The sequence below is a fragment of the Millisia brevis NBRC 105863 genome (genome assembly GCF_001552615.1).
In the GTDB taxonomy this organism is placed as follows: domain Bacteria; phylum Actinomycetota; class Actinomycetes; order Mycobacteriales; family Mycobacteriaceae; genus Millisia; species Millisia brevis.
Window position 1 is genome coordinate 253,324 of sequence record NZ_BCRN01000003.1, and the last position, 18,873, is coordinate 272,196.

22 protein-coding genes and 1 tRNA gene are annotated in these 18,873 nt (G+C 69.7%); 11 read left to right on the forward strand and 12 right to left on the reverse strand.

The window, feature by feature from the left end:
* Positions 1 to 25 precede the first annotated feature (25 nt).
* Positions 26 to 1,327: a DUF3500 domain-containing protein gene (locus tag MB1_RS05935; RefSeq protein WP_084350990.1), complete on the reverse strand. Its 1,302-nt coding sequence runs from the start codon at positions 1,325 to 1,327 to the stop codon at positions 26 to 28.
* Positions 1,328 to 1,403: 76 nt separating this feature from the next.
* Positions 1,404 to 3,407, reverse strand: a complete 2,004-nt coding sequence (locus MB1_RS05940) for a bifunctional copper resistance protein CopD/cytochrome c oxidase assembly protein (protein ID WP_066904735.1) — start codon at positions 3,405 to 3,407, stop codon at positions 1,404 to 1,406.
* Positions 3,408 to 3,515: 108 nt separating this feature from the next.
* On the opposite strand from MB1_RS05940, the gene MB1_RS05945 reads away from it, so the two are divergent.
* Positions 3,516 to 3,589, forward strand: a tRNA-Arg gene (locus MB1_RS05945).
* A 131-nt stretch (positions 3,590 to 3,720) separates the two neighbouring features.
* Here MB1_RS05945 and MB1_RS05950 read toward each other — a convergent pair.
* Together MB1_RS05950 and MB1_RS05955 are read right to left on the reverse strand one after the other, a co-directional pair.
* Entirely contained in the window at positions 3,721 to 4,476 is a 756-nt protein-coding gene (locus tag MB1_RS05950; RefSeq protein WP_066904737.1) for an SDR family oxidoreductase, read from the reverse strand.
* On the reverse strand, positions 4,469 to 4,954 hold the full coding sequence (locus MB1_RS05955; RefSeq protein ID WP_066904739.1) for a MarR family winged helix-turn-helix transcriptional regulator: 486 nt from the start codon (positions 4,952 to 4,954) through the stop codon (positions 4,469 to 4,471). The genes MB1_RS05950 and MB1_RS05955 overlap by 8 nt, the downstream gene beginning before the upstream one ends.
* Before the next feature lie 81 nt (positions 4,955 to 5,035).
* Between MB1_RS05955 and MB1_RS05960 the strand changes: the two genes are divergently transcribed.
* Positions 5,036 to 5,854, forward strand: coding sequence for a siderophore-interacting protein (locus MB1_RS05960; protein ID WP_066904741.1), 819 nt, complete (start codon positions 5,036 to 5,038; stop codon positions 5,852 to 5,854).
* A gap of 16 nt (positions 5,855 to 5,870) precedes the next feature.
* Here the strand turns inward: MB1_RS05960 and MB1_RS05965 are convergent, their stop codons facing one another.
* Genes MB1_RS05965 through MB1_RS05980 form a run of 4 tightly spaced genes read right to left on the reverse strand, consistent with a single transcriptional unit; the run spans position 5,871 to position 10,260 of the window.
* On the reverse strand, positions 5,871 to 7,076 hold the full coding sequence (locus MB1_RS05965; protein ID WP_066904743.1) for a cytochrome P450: 1,206 nt from the start codon (positions 7,074 to 7,076) through the stop codon (positions 5,871 to 5,873).
* A 30-nt stretch (positions 7,077 to 7,106) separates the two neighbouring features.
* Positions 7,107 to 7,559: a flavodoxin domain-containing protein gene (locus MB1_RS05970; protein WP_066904745.1), complete on the reverse strand. Its 453-nt coding sequence runs from the start codon at positions 7,557 to 7,559 to the stop codon at positions 7,107 to 7,109.
* The gene (locus MB1_RS05975; RefSeq protein ID WP_066904747.1) at positions 7,556 to 8,824 is read right to left on the reverse strand and encodes an FAD-dependent oxidoreductase; all 1,269 of its coding nucleotides are present in this window, start codon (positions 8,822 to 8,824) and stop codon (positions 7,556 to 7,558) included. The genes MB1_RS05970 and MB1_RS05975 overlap by 4 nt, the downstream gene beginning before the upstream one ends.
* Positions 8,824 to 10,260: an APC family permease gene (locus tag MB1_RS05980; RefSeq protein ID WP_066904749.1), complete on the reverse strand. Its 1,437-nt coding sequence runs from the start codon at positions 10,258 to 10,260 to the stop codon at positions 8,824 to 8,826. The genes MB1_RS05975 and MB1_RS05980 overlap by 1 nt, the downstream gene beginning before the upstream one ends.
* Before the next feature lie 297 nt (positions 10,261 to 10,557).
* On the opposite strand from MB1_RS05980, the gene MB1_RS05985 reads away from it, so the two are divergent.
* The 3 genes from MB1_RS05985 (at position 10,558) to MB1_RS26775 (ending at position 12,991) form a co-directional block, all read left to right on the forward strand.
* Positions 10,558 to 11,121, forward strand: coding sequence for a TetR/AcrR family transcriptional regulator (locus MB1_RS05985; RefSeq protein ID WP_066904751.1), 564 nt, complete (start codon positions 10,558 to 10,560; stop codon positions 11,119 to 11,121).
* 117 nt (positions 11,122 to 11,238) lie between these two features.
* The gene (locus tag MB1_RS05990; protein WP_066904753.1) at positions 11,239 to 11,610 is read left to right on the forward strand and encodes a cupin domain-containing protein; all 372 of its coding nucleotides are present in this window, start codon (positions 11,239 to 11,241) and stop codon (positions 11,608 to 11,610) included.
* A 76-nt stretch (positions 11,611 to 11,686) separates the two neighbouring features.
* The gene (locus tag MB1_RS26775) at positions 11,687 to 12,991 is read left to right on the forward strand and encodes a LuxR C-terminal-related transcriptional regulator (protein WP_084350996.1); all 1,305 of its coding nucleotides are present in this window, start codon (positions 11,687 to 11,689) and stop codon (positions 12,989 to 12,991) included.
* A gap of 79 nt (positions 12,992 to 13,070) precedes the next feature.
* Here the strand turns inward: MB1_RS26775 and hxlA are convergent, their stop codons facing one another.
* The 3 genes from hxlA to MB1_RS25970 form a co-directional block, all read right to left on the reverse strand.
* Positions 13,071 to 13,697: a 3-hexulose-6-phosphate synthase gene (gene hxlA / locus MB1_RS06000; protein WP_066904754.1), complete on the reverse strand. Its 627-nt coding sequence runs from the start codon at positions 13,695 to 13,697 to the stop codon at positions 13,071 to 13,073.
* 23 nt (positions 13,698 to 13,720) lie between these two features.
* Entirely contained in the window at positions 13,721 to 14,305 is a 585-nt protein-coding gene (hxlB, locus tag MB1_RS06005; RefSeq protein WP_066904757.1) for a 6-phospho-3-hexuloisomerase, read from the reverse strand.
* A 90-nt stretch (positions 14,306 to 14,395) separates the two neighbouring features.
* The gene (locus tag MB1_RS25970; RefSeq protein WP_169801603.1) at positions 14,396 to 14,548 is read right to left on the reverse strand and encodes a hypothetical protein; all 153 of its coding nucleotides are present in this window, start codon (positions 14,546 to 14,548) and stop codon (positions 14,396 to 14,398) included.
* 47 nt (positions 14,549 to 14,595) lie between these two features.
* Between MB1_RS25970 and MB1_RS06010 the strand changes: the two genes are divergently transcribed.
* On the forward strand, positions 14,596 to 15,255 hold the full coding sequence (locus tag MB1_RS06010; RefSeq protein WP_066904759.1) for a hypothetical protein: 660 nt from the start codon (positions 14,596 to 14,598) through the stop codon (positions 15,253 to 15,255).
* 92 nt (positions 15,256 to 15,347) lie between these two features.
* On the opposite strand, the gene MB1_RS06015 is transcribed toward MB1_RS06010, so the two are convergent.
* Entirely contained in the window at positions 15,348 to 16,172 is an 825-nt protein-coding gene (locus MB1_RS06015; RefSeq protein WP_066905032.1) for a dienelactone hydrolase family protein, read from the reverse strand.
* Between the two features lie 138 nt (positions 16,173 to 16,310).
* On the opposite strand from MB1_RS06015, the gene MB1_RS06020 reads away from it, so the two are divergent.
* The 5 genes from MB1_RS06020 to MB1_RS25975 are packed head-to-tail and all read left to right on the forward strand — an operon-like array spanning position 16,311 to position 18,873.
* Positions 16,311 to 16,685 carry a cupin domain-containing protein gene (locus MB1_RS06020; RefSeq protein ID WP_066904761.1) on the forward strand — a complete coding sequence of 125 codons (375 nt, stop codon included), beginning with the start codon at positions 16,311 to 16,313 and terminating at the stop codon, positions 16,683 to 16,685.
* Positions 16,682 to 17,521, forward strand: a complete 840-nt coding sequence (locus MB1_RS06025) for a class I SAM-dependent methyltransferase (RefSeq protein ID WP_066904763.1) — start codon at positions 16,682 to 16,684, stop codon at positions 17,519 to 17,521. Before MB1_RS06020 ends, MB1_RS06025 begins: the two co-directional genes overlap by 4 nt.
* A complete protein-coding gene (locus MB1_RS06030; protein WP_066904765.1) occupies positions 17,521 to 17,943 on the forward strand; it encodes a group III truncated hemoglobin in 423 nt (140 codons plus the stop codon). Before MB1_RS06025 ends, MB1_RS06030 begins: the two co-directional genes overlap by 1 nt.
* Before the next feature lie 10 nt (positions 17,944 to 17,953).
* A complete protein-coding gene (locus MB1_RS06035) occupies positions 17,954 to 18,727 on the forward strand; it encodes a helix-turn-helix transcriptional regulator (RefSeq protein ID WP_066904767.1) in 774 nt (257 codons plus the stop codon).
* A complete protein-coding gene (locus MB1_RS25975; protein WP_169801604.1) occupies positions 18,724 to 18,873 on the forward strand; it encodes a hypothetical protein in 150 nt (49 codons plus the stop codon). The genes MB1_RS06035 and MB1_RS25975 overlap by 4 nt, the downstream gene beginning before the upstream one ends.

Sequence of the window (18,873 nt, forward strand, 5' to 3'; positions counted from 1 at the left end):
CGGGTTTCGCGCCGCGTCGGCACGATCAGCTGCCGCCGGCACCGGTCGGCCCGCCCGCGGGCGGAGTTCCACCGTCGGGGGCCGATCCACCATCGGGGCCGGCCCCGCCGCCCGGTCCGGACGCCGCCTGCTGCGTGACGCTGTTCGCGTAGTCGTTGGTCGGGTCGCGGTAGATCGTGTGGATGTGCCCCCATCCGGAGGTGATGTAGCCGTCGACGTCGGCGCCCGCGGAGCCCTGCTGGTTGGCGAATTCGATGTAGACGTTCGGGCCGGAGATCTGGAAGTGGATGCCGTCGCCCTGCGTCATGTCGTAGGTCGTCGCACCGGACCAGTTGACGTAGGTCTCGTCGAGGGTCGCCTCGATCGCGGCGAGCGCGGTCGCGGTGGTCTGCTCGTCGGACAGGCCGACCCAGTTGGCGATCACGTCGAGCAGCAGTTGCTTCTGTTCGTCGGTCAGGTCGGCTCCGGAGATGCCGGTGCCGGTCGGGTAGTCGCAGGTGCCGCCGGGCGCGCAGGTGAGGTTGGAGATGTCCTCGCCCTGGTAGAGCTGCTGCTTCTGGGCGTCGGTCAGGCTGTCGTAGAAGGCGAAGGCGCTGTCGTACATGCCGGCGAGCGGCTGGACCTCGTTGCCCGCGTCGTCGGTGTAGACGGCGGGCTGCGATCCGAGGTGGGTCGGCGCGAAGGTGATCGCGTCGTCGGCGCCGTCGAGGGTGGCGTTGATGCCGAGGTGGTGGCCGCCGAACTGGACCTCCCAGGCGCTGCTGTCGGAGGGGTCGCCGAAGAAGGCGATGTAGTACTGGCCGAGGGAGTCCTCGGTGCTGTTGCTGTAGTCGTGCAGGAACTGGTCGCCGCCGATGATGCCGGTGACCGTCTCGTAGCCGGCGTCGCTGAGCAGCGCCTCGAGCACGGTCATCGCCGCGGCCCGCTGTTCGTCGGTCAGGTCCGCGAGGTTCAGCCCGGCGCGTTCGACGAAGGTGACCGGGAAGTTCGACCAGGAGGTGGTCTTGGTCTCGTCGTCGTAGGCGTAGGTCACCTGTGCGATCTGCTCGTCGGAGAGGGTCGCCAGGAACGCCTGCGCGGCCGCCGCGGTATCGGTGATCGTCTCGGCCGTCGTAGAGGCCGAGGTCTCGACATCGCTCGACGTCTCGGCATCGGTGGTGTCGGTGGCGCTTGCGGATGTCGTCGACAGGTCGGTGTCGGTCGATGTGGTCGCGGTGGTGCACCCGGCCAACGCCAGGGTCGCCGCGAGGACGACGGCGCCGACCCATCCGGCGGTTCGGCGCGGGGCCCCGCGGTCGGTGTCGTCGATTGTCCGGGTTGTCTGCATGCGACCGACGTTAGGCAGCCCTACATCCGGGAGGCCGGCCGTTGCCCGGGAGGTTCCCGGGAGCCGATTCGGTCGGCTACCGTCCGCTCTGGCTCTCCCGATCCCGGCGGGCGAGCTCTCGATACATCGCGTTGTGGGCGGCGAGGTCGGCCTCGTCGTCCCGGTCGGCGGCGCGGTCGATCCGACGGGCCAATCGCTCGTCGCTGCGCACCCACTGGACCATCAGCGCGATGATCACCACCATCAGCGGGATCTCACCGGCCGCCCAGGCGATGCCGCCGCCGACGCGTTGATCCTCGAACAGATCGATCGCCCAGGGCAGTTGCAGGTTGGCGTAGTACTGCTCCGCCAGCACCTGACCGGCGCTCATCATCGCGACACCGAAGAAGGCGTGGAAGGGCAGCGACCCGATCACCATCGCCAGCTTCACCACCGGCGGGTACTGCTTCGGTGCCGGGTCCACACCGATGACCACCCAGTAGAAGAGGTACCCGGTGACCAGGAAGTGCGCATTCATCAGCAGATGCGCGAAGTGGCTGCCCGCGGTCGCCTCGAAAATGCCGCCGAGGTAGAGCGCGTAGAAGCCGCCGACGAAGAGGGTCGCGGCCACCAACGGCTGGGTGAGGAAGCGTGAGACCGGGCTGTGCACGGCGGCGAGGATCCACTCGCGCGGGCCGGGCGGGCCGCCACGACCGGCCGGCGGCAGTGCCCGCAGGGCGAGGGTGATCGGGCCACCGAGCACCAGCAGGACCGGCACCAGCATCGAGAGCATCATGTGGCTGATCATGTGGATGCTGAACATCAGCGGGGCGTAGACCCCGATCCCGGACGACGTCGTGAACAGCAGGAACCCGCAGCCCAGCAACCAGGCGACCGTCCGGCCGACCGGCCACGCGTCACCGCGCCGACGCAGCCGGCGCACCCCGATCAGGTACAGCACCGCCAGCAGGATCGCGAGCGTTCCGTAGATCAGATCGAAGCGCCAATCGAGCATCAACCGCGCGAAGGTCGGCGGACCGGAAACGGCGTATCCGACGACGGTCTCGAGCTGGGTGGGGATGCGCGCCGCCGACTCGGGCGGTGCGGTGCGTCCGAGACCGACCGCCAAGCCGATCACCGCGCCGAAGATCAGCACCTCGATGCCGGCCAGACGGGCCAGGGTCGACCGGTCGACTCGGCCGTCCTCGATCGTGTCGACGACGCGGCGGCGCTGTTGCCAACCGAGCACCGCGACCAGGATCAGCGCGGTCGCCTTGGCGATCACCAGGGCGCCGTAGGTCGACCCGAGAGCGCTGATCGGCAGGCGCACGAGCGCATTGATCACGCCGCTGGCGGCGAGCGCGACCACCGCCCACGCGGCGACGGTCGAGAAGCGGCGGACCGCCAACGCGACGTGGGTGCCGCCGCGGACGGCGTAGGCCAGGACGGCGACCAGCCCGCCGGCCCAGACGGCGGCGGCGACGAGGTGGATGATCAGCGAGTTGGTGGCGATGTCGTGCGCGCCGCCGGCCGAGGAGTGGCCGGTCAGCGCGAGCGGCAGCAGGCTCGCCAGACCGAAGGCGAACAGCACCGGGGTCCAGCCCCACCGCAGGATCGACCGGGCGGCGATCGCCAGGACGAAGGCCAGCACAGCGGTCTGGATCCAGGCGACCGTGGTCTCGACCCGACCGGCGCTCGCGACGAGGTTCTCCGGCAGGATCGCCACCGACAGCGGCTGCCCGCTGACGTCCGAGAGGGTCAGCGGGATCAGCAACAATGCACCGAGCGCCCAGAGCAGCGCGGCGACGCTGGCCATGCGCACCGCCCGGTAGCCGGCGACATCGAGCAGGCCGTTGCTCTGCGGCGGTACGAAGAAGGCGGCGAACATCAGGCAGCCGATCGCGATGGCCGCCGCCATCTCGGTCAACGCCCGCACGATCGGCAGGCCGTATTCGGTGAACGCGTCCGCTTCGGGCAGACCAACCACGGTCTGACCTGCTGTGATGACGGTCACCGCAGCCACGATCACCGCGGCGAGGACCGCGGCTCCGATCAGAAAGGGTCGCGCCCCGATGGTGGAGGGCTGGTCCGTTCGGGTCACCGATCCAGCTTATTCCGGGCCGCCCGGGTGGTCGGTTGCGGGAGTCGGTCGAGGTGACCACTCGGCCGGTGCGACCCGGCTATACTCTGCTCGCCCGTATCGGGCAAAGCCTCCGTAGCTCAGGTGGATAGAGCAAGGGCCTTCTAATCCCTAGGTCGCAGGTTCGAGTCCTGCCGGGGGCACCCCGGAAAGATGATGTCCGTCACCGAGCGAGACGTGGTCTCGACGAGGAGTGCGGATCTGCGCGCACCCAGATGGTCGACCGGGGAGGAAGCCTTCCACCGGCCGGACCTTCCCGCCTTCGGTGCAGCGGTCAGCCGCCGAGCATGATGCCGCCGTCGACGGCGATCTGCTGACCGGTGATGAAGGTGTTGTGGATGAGGAACAGATAGGCGTCGGCGAGTTCGTCGATCGTCGCGGTGCGACCGAGCGGAATGGCGCTCGCGAACCGCGCCTTGGTCGCGGCCAGCTCCGCCTCGGACACGTCCTTCCACAGCGGGGTCGGTGTCCAGGTTGGTGCGACGGCATTGACTCGGGCCCGCGGGGCGAGCTCGACGGCGAGACCTTCGACCAGCGCGTGGATGGCGAGGTTGCCGACGTAGCTGCCGGCGGCGTCCTGCGCCCGACCGCCGGTGCCGGAGGTGAACGTCAGTGAGCCACCGTCGCGGATGAGCGGGGCGGCCAGGCGCGCGATCGCGAGATTGGCGAAGAACTTCGACTCGATCGTGCGCCGAATCTCGGCGGCCGGGGCCGACAGGAAGCCGCCGCCCATCGGCACACCGATCGTCGACACCAGGTGATCGAACGGCCCGAGCGTCGCGAAGAACGACTCCCGTTGGTCCGGATCGTGCGCGTCGAGGCGCACCCCCTCGACGGCGGCGCCATGGGCCCGCAGCCCGTCGACGGCAGCATCCAGTCGCTGCGGATCGCGGCCGGCGATCACGATGTCCGCACCGCCCCCGGCCGCGAGCTCGGCGACCCGCAACCCGATGCCGGAGCTGCCGCCGATCACGACGATCCGCTCCCCGGCGGAGCCCGATCCCGCCGCTACCTCTCCTTGTTCACTCATCCCCATCCTCCTCCTCATCGTGATGCCGGGAGTCCGCCCGCAGGAGCGTAAGCAGGCGCCCCAGGGCGGGCAGCGCCGCTTCGATCGCGGCGCGCTCCGGTTCGTCGAGCCCGTCGATGGCCCGCTGCATCGCCGCGGCCCGGCCGGTGTCGACGTCGGAGAGGATCTGCCGCGCGGCGGACGACAGGCTGATCAGCACCATGCGCGAATCGTGCGGCGACAGCTCCCGTTCGACCATCCCTGCCGTGGCCAGCCCTTTCACCAGATTGCTCACCGTCGGCCGCGCGAGGTGCAGCCGCTGCGCCACCTCGTTCGTGGTCATCTGCCCGCCGGCCTGCAGACACCGCAGGAGTTCGATCTGGGCATCGCTGAGCCCGCCGGCTCGGGTCGGGGCCGGCGCGGCGCGCGTGACGGCCCGCCGCAGCGGTACGAGCAGGCTCCGCAGTTCGCGGCCGATCTCCGTCGACGTCCTCGCCATCGGCTCCCTCCACCTTCAGAATTAGGTTTGTGACAAACTTAGTCTAGTGACAAACCTAAATTACGCCACAGGAGGCACATCGTGACCAACGTCGAACCCGCCGGGATCACCCGGCAGCGCTACCCGGTGCGGGCACGGGTCCTCACCGTCGTGCGCACCGAGGACCTCTCCCCCGATATGCGACGCATCGTTCTCGGGGGCGATCAGCTGGAAGACACGCTGCCGCGCACCCGCATGGGCGTCGCGGACCACATCAAGCTCGTCGTCCCCGACGAGACGACCGGCGAGGTGACACTTCCCGAGGTCGGCGAGCGCGGCATCGTCCGACCCGAGGGTGTCGAACTCGCGATCCGCGACTACACGATCCGCACCTTCGATCCGATCGCGCGGGAGTTGACCCTCGATTTCGTCCTGCACGATCACGGACCCGCCGGCCGCTGGGCGCTGCGCGCGGCGCCGGGCGATGCCATCGGCGTGATGGGTCCGCGCGGCACCTCGACGTATCCGTCCGGATACGACCGCTACGTCGTCGGCGCGGACGAGACCGGCCTGCCCGCGATCGAGCGGTGGATCGAGGAGGCCCCCTACGACGCGGCGCTCGACGTCTTCGTCCTCGTCGAGGACGCCACTCGCGAGCGCGCGACGGTCGATCGGGCCGGGCTGCGGCTGCACTGGCTGCATCGCTCGGCCGGCTCCGATCTCGCCGCCGCCCTGATCGCCGCGCTTCCCGAGGACGACGGGCACACCTTCGTCTGGGCGGCCGGCGAGGCGACCGGCATGCGACCGCTGCAGACGCACGTGCGCGAGAAGGGATTCGACCGCCGCAGCTTCGACATCCGCGGCTATTGGAAGCTCGGCGAAGCCGGACACGAGGAAGGCCACGGACCCGGCGAACGGTAACACCGACAACCCGGCGTCACAGCGGGCGCGGGTCGGCGTCCGCGGTTCCGAGCGTGAGCGGAAGGTGAGAGATCGAGCGAATGAAATCGGTGTGCCCGTAGGTGACCGGGCCGGCCGGTCGCACCCCGTCGAATCGTTCGGTAATCGTGCGGAAGACGACCTCGGCCTCGGCACGGGCGAGGACCTGACCGGCGCAGCCGTGCAGCCCACCGCCGAACGCGAGGTGCTTGGCCTTGGAGTTGTCGCGCCGGAAATCGAAGACGTCCGGATCGGGGAAGACCTCGGGATCCTTGTTCGCCGCGGATATCAGCAGGATGAGGATCTCCCCCGCCGGGATGTCGACGTCACCGACGGTCACCGGCTGGGTCGTCATCCGGGTGATGAACTGTTCGGGCGTGTCGATGCGCAACGTCTCCTCGACGATCGCCGCCCGCACGCTCTCGTCGTCCCGGTAGGCCCGCGCGATCTCGGGGTGTTCGGCGAACAGGCGCAACCCGTGCACGATCAGATAGCCGATGTCGAGGTGTCCGACGGCGAAGATCAGCGTCAGCGTGCCGACAACCTCCTCGTGGGTCAGGTCCCCGGTCGCCTCCATCGCCAGCAACGACGACAGCAGGCCGTCCGGGGAGGCCGCGGTGTGCAGGGTCACGAGGTGCTCGGCGTGACCGACGAACCAGTCCATCGCCTCGACGACCCCCGCGAGTTCGTCCTCGGTGGGGTTGGTGCCCAGACCGGCGCCCAGATCGTAGGTGGCCGTGCGCACTCCGATGGCCTCGAGTGGGGGGATGCCGATCAGATCGCAGACGGTGCGGAAGGTCACCGGATAGGCGAGGTCCAGCACGGCGTCGAATGTGCCACCGCGGGAGACGATGTCGGCGAGTACGTCGTCGAGATGCCGTTGGGTGTGCGCACGCCAGGTCTGCACCGCCTTGGGGGTGAACCATTTGTTGAGCACGCGGCGCAGCGTCGTGTGGCGGGGGACGTCGGCGCCGAGGGCGCTGTCGTGCAGCGGGGCGGCGGGGCCGAAGTCGATCTGCTCGACCGACAGGCTGCGGTCGTAGGCGAGCTTCGCGACGTCCTCGTAGCGGGTCAGCACCCACATGCCGAGCGGGTGCCGGTAGACGGGCGCGAGGTCCCTGGCGCGCGCGTAGTAGGGGTACGGGTCGGCACGAAAGTCCGGGGAGTCGAACGGCAGCAGATTGTCGATCGGGTGGGTACTCACGGTGTGTCCTCTCGGAAAGGGGGCTGGTCGTCAGATCGCGGTGGGCAGCGTGACCGTCGCTTGCGCCCAGGCGGTCGCAAGTTCGGCGGCGTCGTCGAAGCCGGCGGCGTCGTGGCGGCCGTACTCGCCGATCCGGGTGGCGCCGAGGTCGTCGAGCAGCGCGACGAGATGCTCGCTGCCCTTGCTGTAGCTCTCGGCGTAGCCGCTGTCGCCGAGCCCGAAGATCGCGTAGCGAACGCCCGCGAGATCGGGCCGGTCGGAGGCGAGTTGGTCGACGAAGGGCTGCGCCGACGCGGGAAGCTCACCCTCGCCGTACGTGGAGCAGACAATCAGGTGCAGGTCGTCGCGGGAGAGCCCGGCGGGGTCGGTGTCCTGCAGATCGGCGACACTGACCTCGCCCGTATCGGTCAGGGCGCCGGCGATGTCGTCGGCGATCATCTCGGAGTTGCCGGATTCGGTGCCGTAGAGAATGCGGATGGTCATGCGGGCGGCCTTTCGGTCGGGACGATCGCTGTCGCATCGTCGAGGGTGGGATCTGTTGCCGCGGCGAGGAGTTCGCCGGCAGTCAGGAACTTCCGGCGGGCCCGATCGGAATCGGCGGCCGAGATCTCGGCCCGGTCGATGCGCCGCCACCGCTCGAAGTCGACGGGGGTGAACGGCAGCACGTCGCGCAGTGCGGCCAATCCGCCGCGATCCGGCCCCGTCTCGGATGCGAGGTGGGCATCGATCTCGGCTGCGACGCGCCTGCCGTCCGCGCGGGCGTCGGGCAGGGCGCCGCGCGGCCCGAAATGTGCCCAACCGGCGGTGAAGACACCGGGTGGGCGATCGACTCCCACCGGGTCGGACCCGCTACCGGCCGCGAACCCGATCGCGGTGATCACCGCGGTCGCCGGGATGACCACTACGCCGCCGTCGACATCGGCGACTCGGACGCCGGCGACCCGGTCATCGCCGACGAAGCCGAGCGGCGCAGCTCCGAACCGCAGTTCGACGGTGAGCCGATGATCGTCGGTGTGACAGCCGGGCAGTTCGGCGATCGCGCGGGCCGCGGCCGACCCCTGCGTACAGGTCTGCCCGGTCACCTCGAACCGCAGCCCGCCGATCCGACCGAGTTCGTTGATCATCGCCGCCGCGCAGCGCACCTCGGCCTGGGCGGAGCGGGCCAGCAGGGTGATGCGCTCGATGCCACCGGTCAACGTGGCCGCCTCGGTGTCCGGGTGCAGGTCGCTGCCGCGGCGATCCTCGGCCCGCCCGGCGAGCAGACGCACCACGTCGATCGCGACATTGCCGGCGCCGATCACCACCACATCGGTCCCCGGGTCGCACGCATCGAGGGCCTGGTCGGGATAGCCGTTGAGGTAGCGGGTGAACGCGCCGGAACCGTGCACGCCCACCAGGGATTCACCCGGGAGACCGAGAACTCGATCGGCCGGCAGTCCGGTGGCGATCACCACCGCGTCGAAGAGCTCCCGCAGCGTCTCCAGCGTGACATCCCGACCGACGGCGACATTCCCTGCGAAGCCGACCGCATCGCGTTCGAAGAGCCGGTCGAACTGCTTGGTGACGTTCTTCGTCCCCTGGTGATCGGCGGCGATCCCGTAGCGCACCAGCCCGTAGGGGACGGGCAGGCGCTCGATGACGGTGATCTTGGCATCCGGCCGCAGTCGGCGCAGGGCCTGCGCGGTATAGCAACCGGCCGGACCGCTGCCGACGATCGCCACCGACCCCGGCCGCCGGTCGGCGCCCATCAGGCGTCCTGTTCGCTGATCGCGGCCGGAGCGCGCACGGCCCCGGAGCGCAGCCGGGACACCAGACAACCGGCGAGGAACATCACCGGCACCGTTGCGAGCAGCAGCCATCCGGTGGGACCGGTACTGCCGGTGAGCATCCCGAACTGGGTGACGATCAGATAGAGCTCGCCGACCATCAGCACCGTCGCGGCGACCGGGGCGATCAGCGTCGTCCAGATGTTCGCCTCGACGCGGGTGCGGCGGAAGTAGACGACGATCGCCACCGAGGACAGCACGTAGAGCAACACCAGAGCCGCCACGGCGACGCCGCTGAACCACGCGAACAGTGTCCGCGACGGATCGAGTCCGGCGATCGCAAAGGGCATCACCAGGATCAGCGCGACCACGGTCTGCGCCAGCGACGCTGCCGCCGGAGCGTGCCGATCGTTGGTATGCGCAAGCCGCCGCGGCAGGTATCCGCGGTCGGCGAGCGAGTGCACGTAGCGGGTCACCATGTTGTGGAAGGCCAGCACGCCGGCCAACAGCGAGGTGCACAGCAGGATTTGCGCGGCGGTCGCGGCCCACGGACCCAGTACCGCTGTCAGCGGTTCGAGCACGAACATCGCCGGGTCGTCGGCCAGCGTCGCGAGAGCGGCGTCCTGCACATCGCCGGAGCCGTAGTAGGCGACGATCATCCACACGACGAAGGCGAAGAAGATCGCGATCGAGACGACCGACAGATAGGTCGCCCGCGGCACGGTCCGTCGGGGGTCCCGCGCTTCGCCGCTGTAGATCGCGGTCGATTCGAAGCCGAACATCGAGGCGATCGCGAACAGGATCGCCACGCCCGGGGTACCCACCGCAATCGCGGAGGGCGCGAAGCTCGCGCCGATGTCGAGATCACCCCAGCCGGTGGTGACCAGAACCACAAACGAAAATGCCAGCAGGATAGCCACTTCGGCGATAACGAGGACCGACAGGACGCGGGCCCCGAGTTCGATACCGCGGGTGCCGAGCGCCCAGACCACTGCGATCGCGGCGACCGCGTAGATCCACCAGGCCATCGCCGGGAACATTCCGGCCAGCGTGGCCCCGAGAAGCCCGTACATGGCGGCTTGGATCGTGTTGTAGGACCAGAGCGCGAGAAATGCTCCGCCGGTGCCGATCCCGCGCCCGAGGCCGGCCTGCACGATCGGGTAGAAACCGCCTCGGGTGTCGATATGCCGCGAGATCGTAGTGAAACCGACCGCGAACAGGATGATCACCAGGCCGACGAGCAGATAGGCGCCGGGTGCGCCGGCGCCGTTGCCGAGGGCCACCGAGTAGGCGACGGCGCCCACGATGCCGGTCAGCGGCGCCTGGGCGGAGAAGACGAAGAACAGGATGGCCGGGACTCCGAGCGTGTTGCGCTTCAACGTGATCGTCGGGGTCGCCGGCTCCGTGGAATTGGTCATGGGGTCTCCAGGAACGGATGCAGGTACTGCGGGACAGGAGGATTGCCGTCGGTTCGAGACCCTGCGGTGCACGTGGCGTCGAGCTGTGGCTCCAACAACTGTGCAAACGCATAGCCAAACTTGTCAATCGCATAGTTTCTCTCGCAACGAATCGTTTACCTGCGGCAATGGTTCCGAAACCGGCGAAGGCCCGCGGAAACCGGCTCGAAATGCGCGGCCGACGACCTTCCCGGGTACGACTGCGCGTCCGCGTAGCCTGACCGGAGGACATCACGGCCACGAGAGGCGGACGAGCGGATGGGCAGTCTTGCTTACGGCACGGGACGGCAGGCCCTCCTCGACGCGACGATCAGCATCGTCGCCACCGGGGGCCTGCGGAGCCTGACCTATCGGGCGGTCGCGGCGGAGGCGGGTGTCACACAGGGCCTCGTGCGCCATCACTTCGGGGACTGGGAGACCCTCGTCCACGAAGCCGCCGTCTATTCGGTCCGCAAAAGCCTCGACACCGCGGGCTTCGAGACCGATGAGCCCGGCTACCGACGCCTCTCCCCCGAGATGATCGACCTGGTCGCCGGCGACCGAGACCTCCAGGCCTTCCAATTCGAACTCGCCCTCGAGGCCCGACGGCGGCCGGAACTGCTGCCCGTCCTGACCAGCGTCTACGAGGTCTACCGCGAGGCCATGCGACGCGAACTGGCGCGCAACGGTATCGACGATCCCGATCTCGCCTGGGCGGCCTTCGCCGCTCTCGACGGCATCGTTTTCCAACTGACCGTCTTCGGCGACCACGAGGCGGCATCCCGCGCGCTCGGATCGCTGCGGGCACTGTTGATCTCCCGGTCGGAGGCCGGCGCCCGGTAGGTGCGCATCGCCGATCGGTGACGGGAATCTCGTCCGTTCGCGAAACTATGCGCTTGACAAGTTTCGTGGAATGCGCAGACACTGAAGCACTCCCCCTTCTTCACGAAAGGTCGCGCCGTGTCCGTCGCACCCGAAGCTCTTCTGAAATTTGATGTCGACCTCGTCGACGCTCTCGATGTACCGGTATCCACCGAGGCCCCGCCGCACGTCCACCCCTTCGGGTCGCCGACCTTCGGCCTGCTGCCGCTCGCGGGTCCCGAGGACGGGACCGGATTCGTGGCGATCTGGACCGCGGACCGGGACGGCTTCGACTACGACCCGATCCCCGAGCCGGAGGCCGCCTTCATCCTGTCGGGCGTCCTGCGCCTCACCCCGGTCGGCGGCGAGAGCGTCGACGTGACCGCGGGTGAGGGGTACCGGCTGCCGGAGGGCTGGGCCGGCAGGATCGAAGCCGTCGAGCCGGTCACGAAGGTGTACGTCCTGCTCTAGCTTCCACACCTCCGTTTTTCATACGCCGATGCGCCGATCGATGGTGAGGGACCGCCGCGTCCCTCACCATCGAAGGATGAGAAGAGGTGACGTGCCGGCCGTGCCACCGACCGCAGGCCCCGTCGACGGCCGGATCGACGGCCGGGACGCCGCGACGATCGCACGGCTGTCCCCGCTGGTCGCCGCCCCGCTCGACGACATCGCCGCCTGCCTGCGCGAGGTGGTCGTCGATGTCGTTCCGCATCGCGCGTTGCTGATCTTCACCGAGGACTGCACCGGCCGCCCCCAGAAGACGGCGGGCGATCCGACGATCATCGATCGGGCGACGCTGTCCGAGTTGGCGCAGATCCGCTCGACGCTGCAAGCGGGCACGGTGGATTCCGGGGCGGTCGGCGGCGCGGAACGGCCGATCCACGCCCTGCTCGCCGGGACCGGGGCGCTGCTGGTGCTCTGCGAACCGGGCCCGACCGCGCTCGACACGGACGCCGGGGCGTTCCTGCGGGCGGTCTGGGAGGTGGTCGCGGCGCGTATTCGGCACCGGGTCGCGGAGGCCGATCCGTCCTATCTGCGGAGGTCGCGCGCGGTCTCGGTCGAGCGGCAGCGGGCGACGGCGGAGTTGACCGAACGCCACGCCGCGGATCTCGAATCGGTGCTCGCCGTGCTGCGCAGTCGCGATCTCGACGACACCCGGGCACGGACGGTGGCGACCACCGTCGCGACCGACGCGCTGATCCTGGCGCGGGCGGCCAACGACCTGGTGGTGACGATCACCGAGGAACCCGTCTCGCGGGCCTTCGAACGACTTCGGCACGATCTGAGCCCGTTGGCGCGCTTCGGCAGGGTGCAGATGCAGTTCGTCGAGCCGCCGACCGATGGCCGGGCGTTGCCGGGCGAGGTCGCCCACGCGGCGCGCGCCATCGTGCGCACGGCGGTCCTGGCGATCAACGAACAGGACGATGTCGGTCGGGTCCGAGTCCAATGGGGTTGCGATGGAGCACGTTTGCTGATCGGACTGCGCGACGACGGGCCGGGTCGGCTCACCGCGAGCGATCCCGCGTTCCGGGAGCTCAACGCCCGGGTCAAGGCGCTCGGGGGCACGGCGGTCTTCGACATCGTGCCCGACTGGGGTACCGCGATCGACGTGAGCATCCCCTTGGACCCGCCGCAGAACGCCGAGGCGCCGGCGGAGTGGGACCTCGGGCCGCGGGAGGCCGACGTGCTGCGCCTGCTGGTCGCCGGGAAGCGCAACCGGCAGATCGCCGCCGAGTTGGGCATCAGCGAGAACACCGTCAAGACGCATGTCGGGCAGCTCTACCGCAAGCTCGGCGTCACCTCGCGGGCGGCCGCGATCGCCAAGGCGATCGGCGCGAACGAGCTCTGACCCCACCGGTTTCGGCGCAGGGCTCGGTTTCGGCGCGGGACGCGGTGGCGGCAGCCGGTCCCGCGCCGAAGCCGGTTCGTCACGCGATGGCGGCGCGCAGTTCGCGGGCAGCCGCGGAGGGGTCGGCGGCGCTGTAGATCGCGCCACCGACCACCGCGACGCGGGCGCCGGCCTTCTGCACGTCGGCGATCGTGTCGACGGTGACGCCGCCGGCGACCGAGAAGGGCACCTGCGCCGTCGATCCCGCGGTCAGCAGGGTCTCGAGGCTGAAGCCCGGCTGGGCCTGCTCGTCGAGCCCGGCGTGGAATTCGACGAAGTCGACACCGAGGGCGTGAACCTCGCGGGCGCGGGCGGCCTTGTCCTCGACGCCGATCAGGTCGACGACGATGCCCTTGCCCTTCTCCTTGGCGACGCCGACGGCCCCGACGATCGTGGAGTCGTCCGCGGAGCCGAGCACGGTCACCAGATCGGCGCCGGCGTCGAAGGCGATCCGCGCCTCGAGTGCGCCGGCGTCGGCGGTCTTCAGGTCGGCGAAGACGGTCTTGTCGGGATGCGCGCCCTTGATCGCGCGGATCACCGCCAGGCCTTCACTCTTGATCAGCGGGGTGCCCAGTTCGATGATGTCGACGTGCGGGGCCACCGCGGCGGCCAGCTCGAGGGCGGCGTCGGTGCTGAGCAGGTCGATCGCCACTTGCAGCTCGGTCATGGGAATTCCTTTCGGGGACGGGATCACTCGAGGTTCGCGTGCCGAGCCCAGAGCTCCTCGGCGGGCGCTCCGGTTCGGCGCCACAGGGTGTGGAAGAGCGCATCGCCGAGCACCAGCACGGACTGCTCGAAGAGCGAGCCCGCGTACTGCTGCGACGCCGCCGACGCCAGGTCGGTCTTGGCGGCCGCGGGCACGACGACCACCACCCGGGCGTCGCGTGCGGCGGGCGAGGTCGGGTCGGTGGTGAAGACGACGGTCGAGGCTCCGACCGCGGCGGCGGTGGTCGCCGCCCGCACGATCGAGGCGGTGGTGCCCGATCCGGAGGCGAGGACCAGGACGTCTCGGTCGCCGAGCGCCGGAGTTGTTGTCTCGCCGACGATGTGGACCTCGATGCCGAGATGCATCAGCCGCATCCCCAAGGCCCGCAACGCGATTCCGGATCGTCCGAGACCGAGGACGAAGACCCGCCGCGCTCCTTCGATCGCGTCGGCGGCCGCGGCCAGGTCGTCCGGCCGCACCGCCAGAACGGTGCGCGTGATCTCGTCCAGCACGAGTTCGGTGTGCGAACGAACGTGTGGGGCGATGGTCGGATCCAGCGTGGCGCTCATACCTGGAAAGTCTCCGGCGCGTCGCCGCTCCCTGTGCTCACCCGTTGGGATGAATCCGCTCATCCGATCCGGTCATCGGGACGATCCCCGTCAGGGTTCGAGGTTCTCCAGGTCCTCCAACAACTCGGGTGCACCGGCTGCCGGCCGAGCGCCGTGCACGGTGCGCGGCAGGCGGACCGACTCGGACACCGAACCCGGCGACGGATTGGAGGCTTCATTCCCGGCACGTGTGGGTGAACTCACCAGGTAACATGATCGTAACTCATAGAAAACTCGACTATCATGACTATATGAGTTTGCTTGCCACGTACTGGCTGGAGCTTCTCGGCTGGGGCGGCAGCGCACTTCTGGTGTACTCGCTGCTGCAGCGCCGAGTCCTCCGGTTCCGCATCCTGAATCTGCTCGGCGGATCGGTGCTGATCACGTTCAACGCCCTGATGGGCGTCTGGCCGATGGTCGCGCTGAACCTGGTCACGAGCCTGATCAACGTCTACTTCATCGTCCGACTGCGCCGCGAGGCGCACGACGAGGCCGCCTACGAGGTCTTCGAGGTCGGCGCCGACGACGCGTACCTGCGCCACACCCTGCGCAGCCACGCCTCGGACATCAACAAATTGCAGCCCACCTTCACCGGCGAGGTTCTGCCCGGCGAGGAGGCGTTCATCGTCGTCAAGGGTGACGAGACCGTCGGCGTCGTCGTCATCCGCCGCGACGGCACGATCGCGCGGGTCATGCTCGACTACGTCACCCCGAAGTTCCGCGACTTCACCCCCGGCGAGTTCGTCTGGCGGCGCAGCGATCTGCTCACCAGCCGCGGCTACCGCCACGTCATGACGCATCCGGCACAGGTCAACCCGTACTACGAGGAGATCGGCTTCCGCCGCAACGGCGACGCCTGGCTGCTCGACCTCGACGTCCGTTCGCGCAAGGACCTGATCCCGACCGCCTGATCCCACCACCGACTACCACAGGGAGCTCCGTCATCGACGGGGCTCCCTTGTCGTGCGCCGTCCCACTCACCCGAACGGGGTCACGGGCGGACTCAGGTGGCGGAGTCGACCAGCTTGGCGGAGAAGAAGTCCAGCACCCGGTCGAGGGCATCGCGCGTCGGCTGACCCGGTTCGTCGATCAGGTGCTCGGTCAGCACCGCGTGCGGCGGCATCGGCGGATCGGGGTTCGCGGCGGCATCGTCGAGTTCGATTCCGATGAAGGCATCGCCGAGCTGTTCGCGCAGAAACGCGAAGCGCTCCGCCGGGACGGCGCGGTCGCCGCAGAACCGCAGGCCCATCACCTGCAATCCGTCGTCACACCGCTCCTTGACCCGCGCCAGATCGGTCGGCGAGATGTCGATCGACCGGCGCCGACTCGGCGTCAGCGGGGCGGGCATCGACGGCTGGGAGAGCACCGGCGCCACCACGATGTCGTCGACGGCCATCGCCAGGGCGTAGCCGCCGGTGAAGCACATCCCGACGACACCGACGCCCGGCCCGCCGCAGCGCTGGTATTCGCGCGCGGCCAGCTGCCGCAACCACCCGACAACCGGCGAGCTCTTCCCCAACGCCCAGACGGTGAACTCGCGGCTGACGCACGCCGGACCCATCGACGACGCGACCGACCACAGATAGCCGGGCCACCCGCGCTGCTGGAGACTCGAATCGCGACCGGGGACACCGAACAGATGCGGCAGCACCGCGGTGCAGCCGAGCGCCGGCAGCCGCCGGGCGAACTCGAGCACCTTCGGGGTGATGCCGGGAATCTCGGCGATCACGATGACCGCCGGCCCCTCTCCGATCCGAAAGACCGTGCGGGTCTTGCCATCGAACTCGACTTCCTCGCGGGTGAAGTCGCTCATGTCGTCGTCGGCCACCACACGAGTGTTCACCGCGGCGGTCCGCACCTCAACCACCATCAGCCGAGTGACCTATAGAACGTATTTCTATCCTTTTAATTCGGTTAGGGTGGGGTTACCGGCCCATCGAGGCGCCGGTCGGACGGAGGTCGATCGATGTCGGAACAGACGGGTGTCAACGAGGTCACCGGGCTGACCGCGCTGGCCGAGGAGCTGTTGGAACGCGCCCGCGGCGGCAGCAGCGGCCGTGCCGCGCGGACCGTGCACGGCGGCAGGTTGCTGCGTCAGACCCTGCTGGCGTTGACCGCCGGGAGCGAACTCGCCGAGCACGACAGCCCGGCCGAGGCCACGGTGCAGGTGCTCACCGGGCGCATCCGACTGTCCGAGGGCGAGAGCAGCCGGGAGGTGGGGGCGGGCGACCTGGTCGCGATTCCCCCGCGGCGGCACGCGGTTTCCGCCCTGCAGGACAGCACCTTTCTGTTGACCATCCGACACGACGCACCCGACACCCCGAAGGACGATCACCGATGAACACCGACGACCCCACCGTCCTGCCGTACGAGGGCCGCCGCGCCGACAACGCCCCCGGGCACTGGCTGCTCGCCCGACTCGGCAAGCGGGTGCTGCGCCCCGGCGGCCTGGAACTGACCCGGGATCTGTTGCGGCATGCGGAGATCACCGGATCCGATGTCGTCGAACTCGCACCGGGCCTCGGCCGCACGGCGACCGACATCCTGGCCGCGGATCCGCGTTCCTATGTGGGTGTCGAGAAGGATCCCGACGCCGCGCGGCTGACCGAACGGGCCGTCGGCGCGCGCGGACGGGTGGTGACCGAGGACGCCGCGTCGACCGGGCTGCCCGATGCGTCGGCCGATGTGGTGCTCGCCGAGGCGATGTTGACGATGCAGTCGGACGCGTCCAAGCGGGCGATCATCGCCGAGGCGGCGCGGGTGCTGCGTCCCGGCGGCCGGTACGCGATCCACGAACTCGGCCTGGTTCCGGATGATCTCGACGCCGAGTTCACCACCGAGCTGCGCCGCGAGCTGGCCCGGGTGATCAAGGTCAACGCCCGACCGCTGACGGTGGCCGAGTGGCGCGCCCTGCTCGAAGAGGCGGGGCTGGTCGTCGAATGGACCTCGGTGGCGCCGATGGCGCTGCTGCAGGTGCGACGCAATATCGCCGACGAGGGGCCGCTCGGCGTGCTGCGGATCGTGCGCAATGTGCTGCGTGATGCCGATGCGCGGCGGCGGGTGCTGGCGATGCGCTCGTTGTTCCACCGGCACCGCGATACCCTGCGCGGGGTGGCGGTGGTGGCGCGCCGCGTCGATCGCGACCCCACGCGGGCGGACGTCGAACAGGAGGGCTGATGCGGGATCTGGCCGACCGGAACGACGTTCGCGTGCTGGTGGAGGCGTTCTACACCTCGGCCTTCGCCGATCCGTTGATCGGGCCGGTCTTCACCGACGTCGCGCACCTCGATCTGGACGCGCATCTGCCGGTCATCTGCGACTTCTGGGAGACGGTGCTGTTCACGGCCGGCAGCTACCGACGCAACATCCTGCAGGTGCACGTGGCGCTGCACGCCCAACATCCGCTGGGACCGGAGCACTTCGATCGCTGGCTCGCCGTGTGGGTGCGGACGGTCGACGGGCACTTTCACGGGCCGGTCGCCGATCGGGCGAAGCTGCAGGCGCAGCGGATCGCCGGGTCGATGCGGCGGCGGCTGGCAGGGCGTTCGGGCAGCGATTTCGAGACGATCGGCCGCCGCGAGCCCGCGGCGTCGCGGTAGGTCCGGACCGATGACCCGCGACGACGCCCCGTCCCCCGTCACCGCGGCGGGCGGGGCCGACGAGATCCGGGACCGCGCGGCGCTCACCTCGCGGGCGCGGCGCGAGGTACTCGACGCCCTGCGCGCCTCCCCGGTGCCGTTGGATGCCGCCGCGGTCGCCGACACCCTGGGCCTGCACGTCACCACCGCCCGCTTCCACCTCGATCATCTGGTGGACGCCGGGCTCGCCGGTCGCGCGACCGGCAACGAGAAGCGGCGGGGCCGACCGCGAATCCTCTACTCCCCCATCGCCTATTCGCCCGCGATCGATCACCGGGGGTCCGATTCACGGGGGTTCGATTCCCCGGAGCACGAGGCCCGCGACCAGCTGCTCGATCTGCTGATCGCCGGCCTAGCCGACACCTCCGACGGGCCCGCCCGCGCGATCCGCGCCGGCCGCCGATGGGTCGACGGCTTCACCGCGGTGGTCGACCATTCCGCCGACGCGGGGGCTCGACTGCTCGGCGTCCTCGATCGGCTCGGCTTCGATCCGCTCGTCGACGAGCACGATATCCGGTTGCGCGCCTGCCCCTTTCGGGCATCCGCCCGCGCGCACCCGGAGGTGGTGTGCTCGGTTCACCAGGGTTTGGTCGAGCAACTGAGCGACACCACCGTCACCCTGCTGCCCTTCGTCGAACCGGAATTGTGCCTGATCCGACTCGATTCCGCGGACGACCCACAGCCCACCGATACCCGGCCCATCGACACCCGGCCGCCCGACACCCGCGCTCCGGCGGCCCCGTGACCGACCGAGCGCCCGACGAACCGGACGAGATCGGCGATCCCGTCTGTTGGCTCTCGCGCGTCTGCCCCGAATGTGGGGCTTTCATCACCGGCGACCCTGCCGACGGCTGCCCGCGCTGCGGAGCGATCCCCGACGACGAGCGGTGA

Coding starts and splice junctions, on each gene's coding strand:
- MB1_RS06030 (WP_066904765.1), top strand. CDS start 17,521: ATGCGGGATCTGGCCGACCGGAACGACGTTCGCGTGCTGGTGGAGGCG.
- MB1_RS05985 (WP_066904751.1), top strand. CDS start 10,558: ATGGGCAGTCTTGCTTACGGCACGGGACGGCAGGCCCTCCTCGACGCG.
- MB1_RS26775 (WP_084350996.1), top strand. CDS start 11,687: ATGAGAAGAGGTGACGTGCCGGCCGTGCCACCGACCGCAGGCCCCGTC.
- MB1_RS05975 (WP_066904747.1), bottom strand. CDS start 8,824: ATGGGCGCCGACCGGCGGCCGGGGTCGGTGGCGATCGTCGGCAGCGGT.
- MB1_RS06010 (WP_066904759.1), top strand. CDS start 14,596: ATGAGTTTGCTTGCCACGTACTGGCTGGAGCTTCTCGGCTGGGGCGGC.
- MB1_RS05955 (WP_066904739.1), bottom strand. CDS start 4,954: ATGGCGAGGACGTCGACGGAGATCGGCCGCGAACTGCGGAGCCTGCTC.
- MB1_RS06035 (WP_066904767.1), top strand. CDS start 17,954: ATGACCCGCGACGACGCCCCGTCCCCCGTCACCGCGGCGGGCGGGGCC.
- MB1_RS05950 (WP_066904737.1), bottom strand. CDS start 4,476: ATGAGTGAACAAGGAGAGGTAGCGGCGGGATCGGGCTCCGCCGGGGAG.
- MB1_RS06020 (WP_066904761.1), top strand. CDS start 16,311: ATGTCGGAACAGACGGGTGTCAACGAGGTCACCGGGCTGACCGCGCTG.
- hxlA (WP_066904754.1), bottom strand. CDS start 13,697: ATGACCGAGCTGCAAGTGGCGATCGACCTGCTCAGCACCGACGCCGCC.
- MB1_RS05935 (WP_084350990.1), bottom strand. CDS start 1,327: ATGCAGACAACCCGGACAATCGACGACACCGACCGCGGGGCCCCGCGC.
- MB1_RS05970 (WP_066904745.1), bottom strand. CDS start 7,559: ATGACCATCCGCATTCTCTACGGCACCGAATCCGGCAACTCCGAGATG.
- MB1_RS06025 (WP_066904763.1), top strand. CDS start 16,682: ATGAACACCGACGACCCCACCGTCCTGCCGTACGAGGGCCGCCGCGCC.
- hxlB (WP_066904757.1), bottom strand. CDS start 14,305: ATGAGCGCCACGCTGGATCCGACCATCGCCCCACACGTTCGTTCGCAC.
- MB1_RS05980 (WP_066904749.1), bottom strand. CDS start 10,260: ATGACCAATTCCACGGAGCCGGCGACCCCGACGATCACGTTGAAGCGC.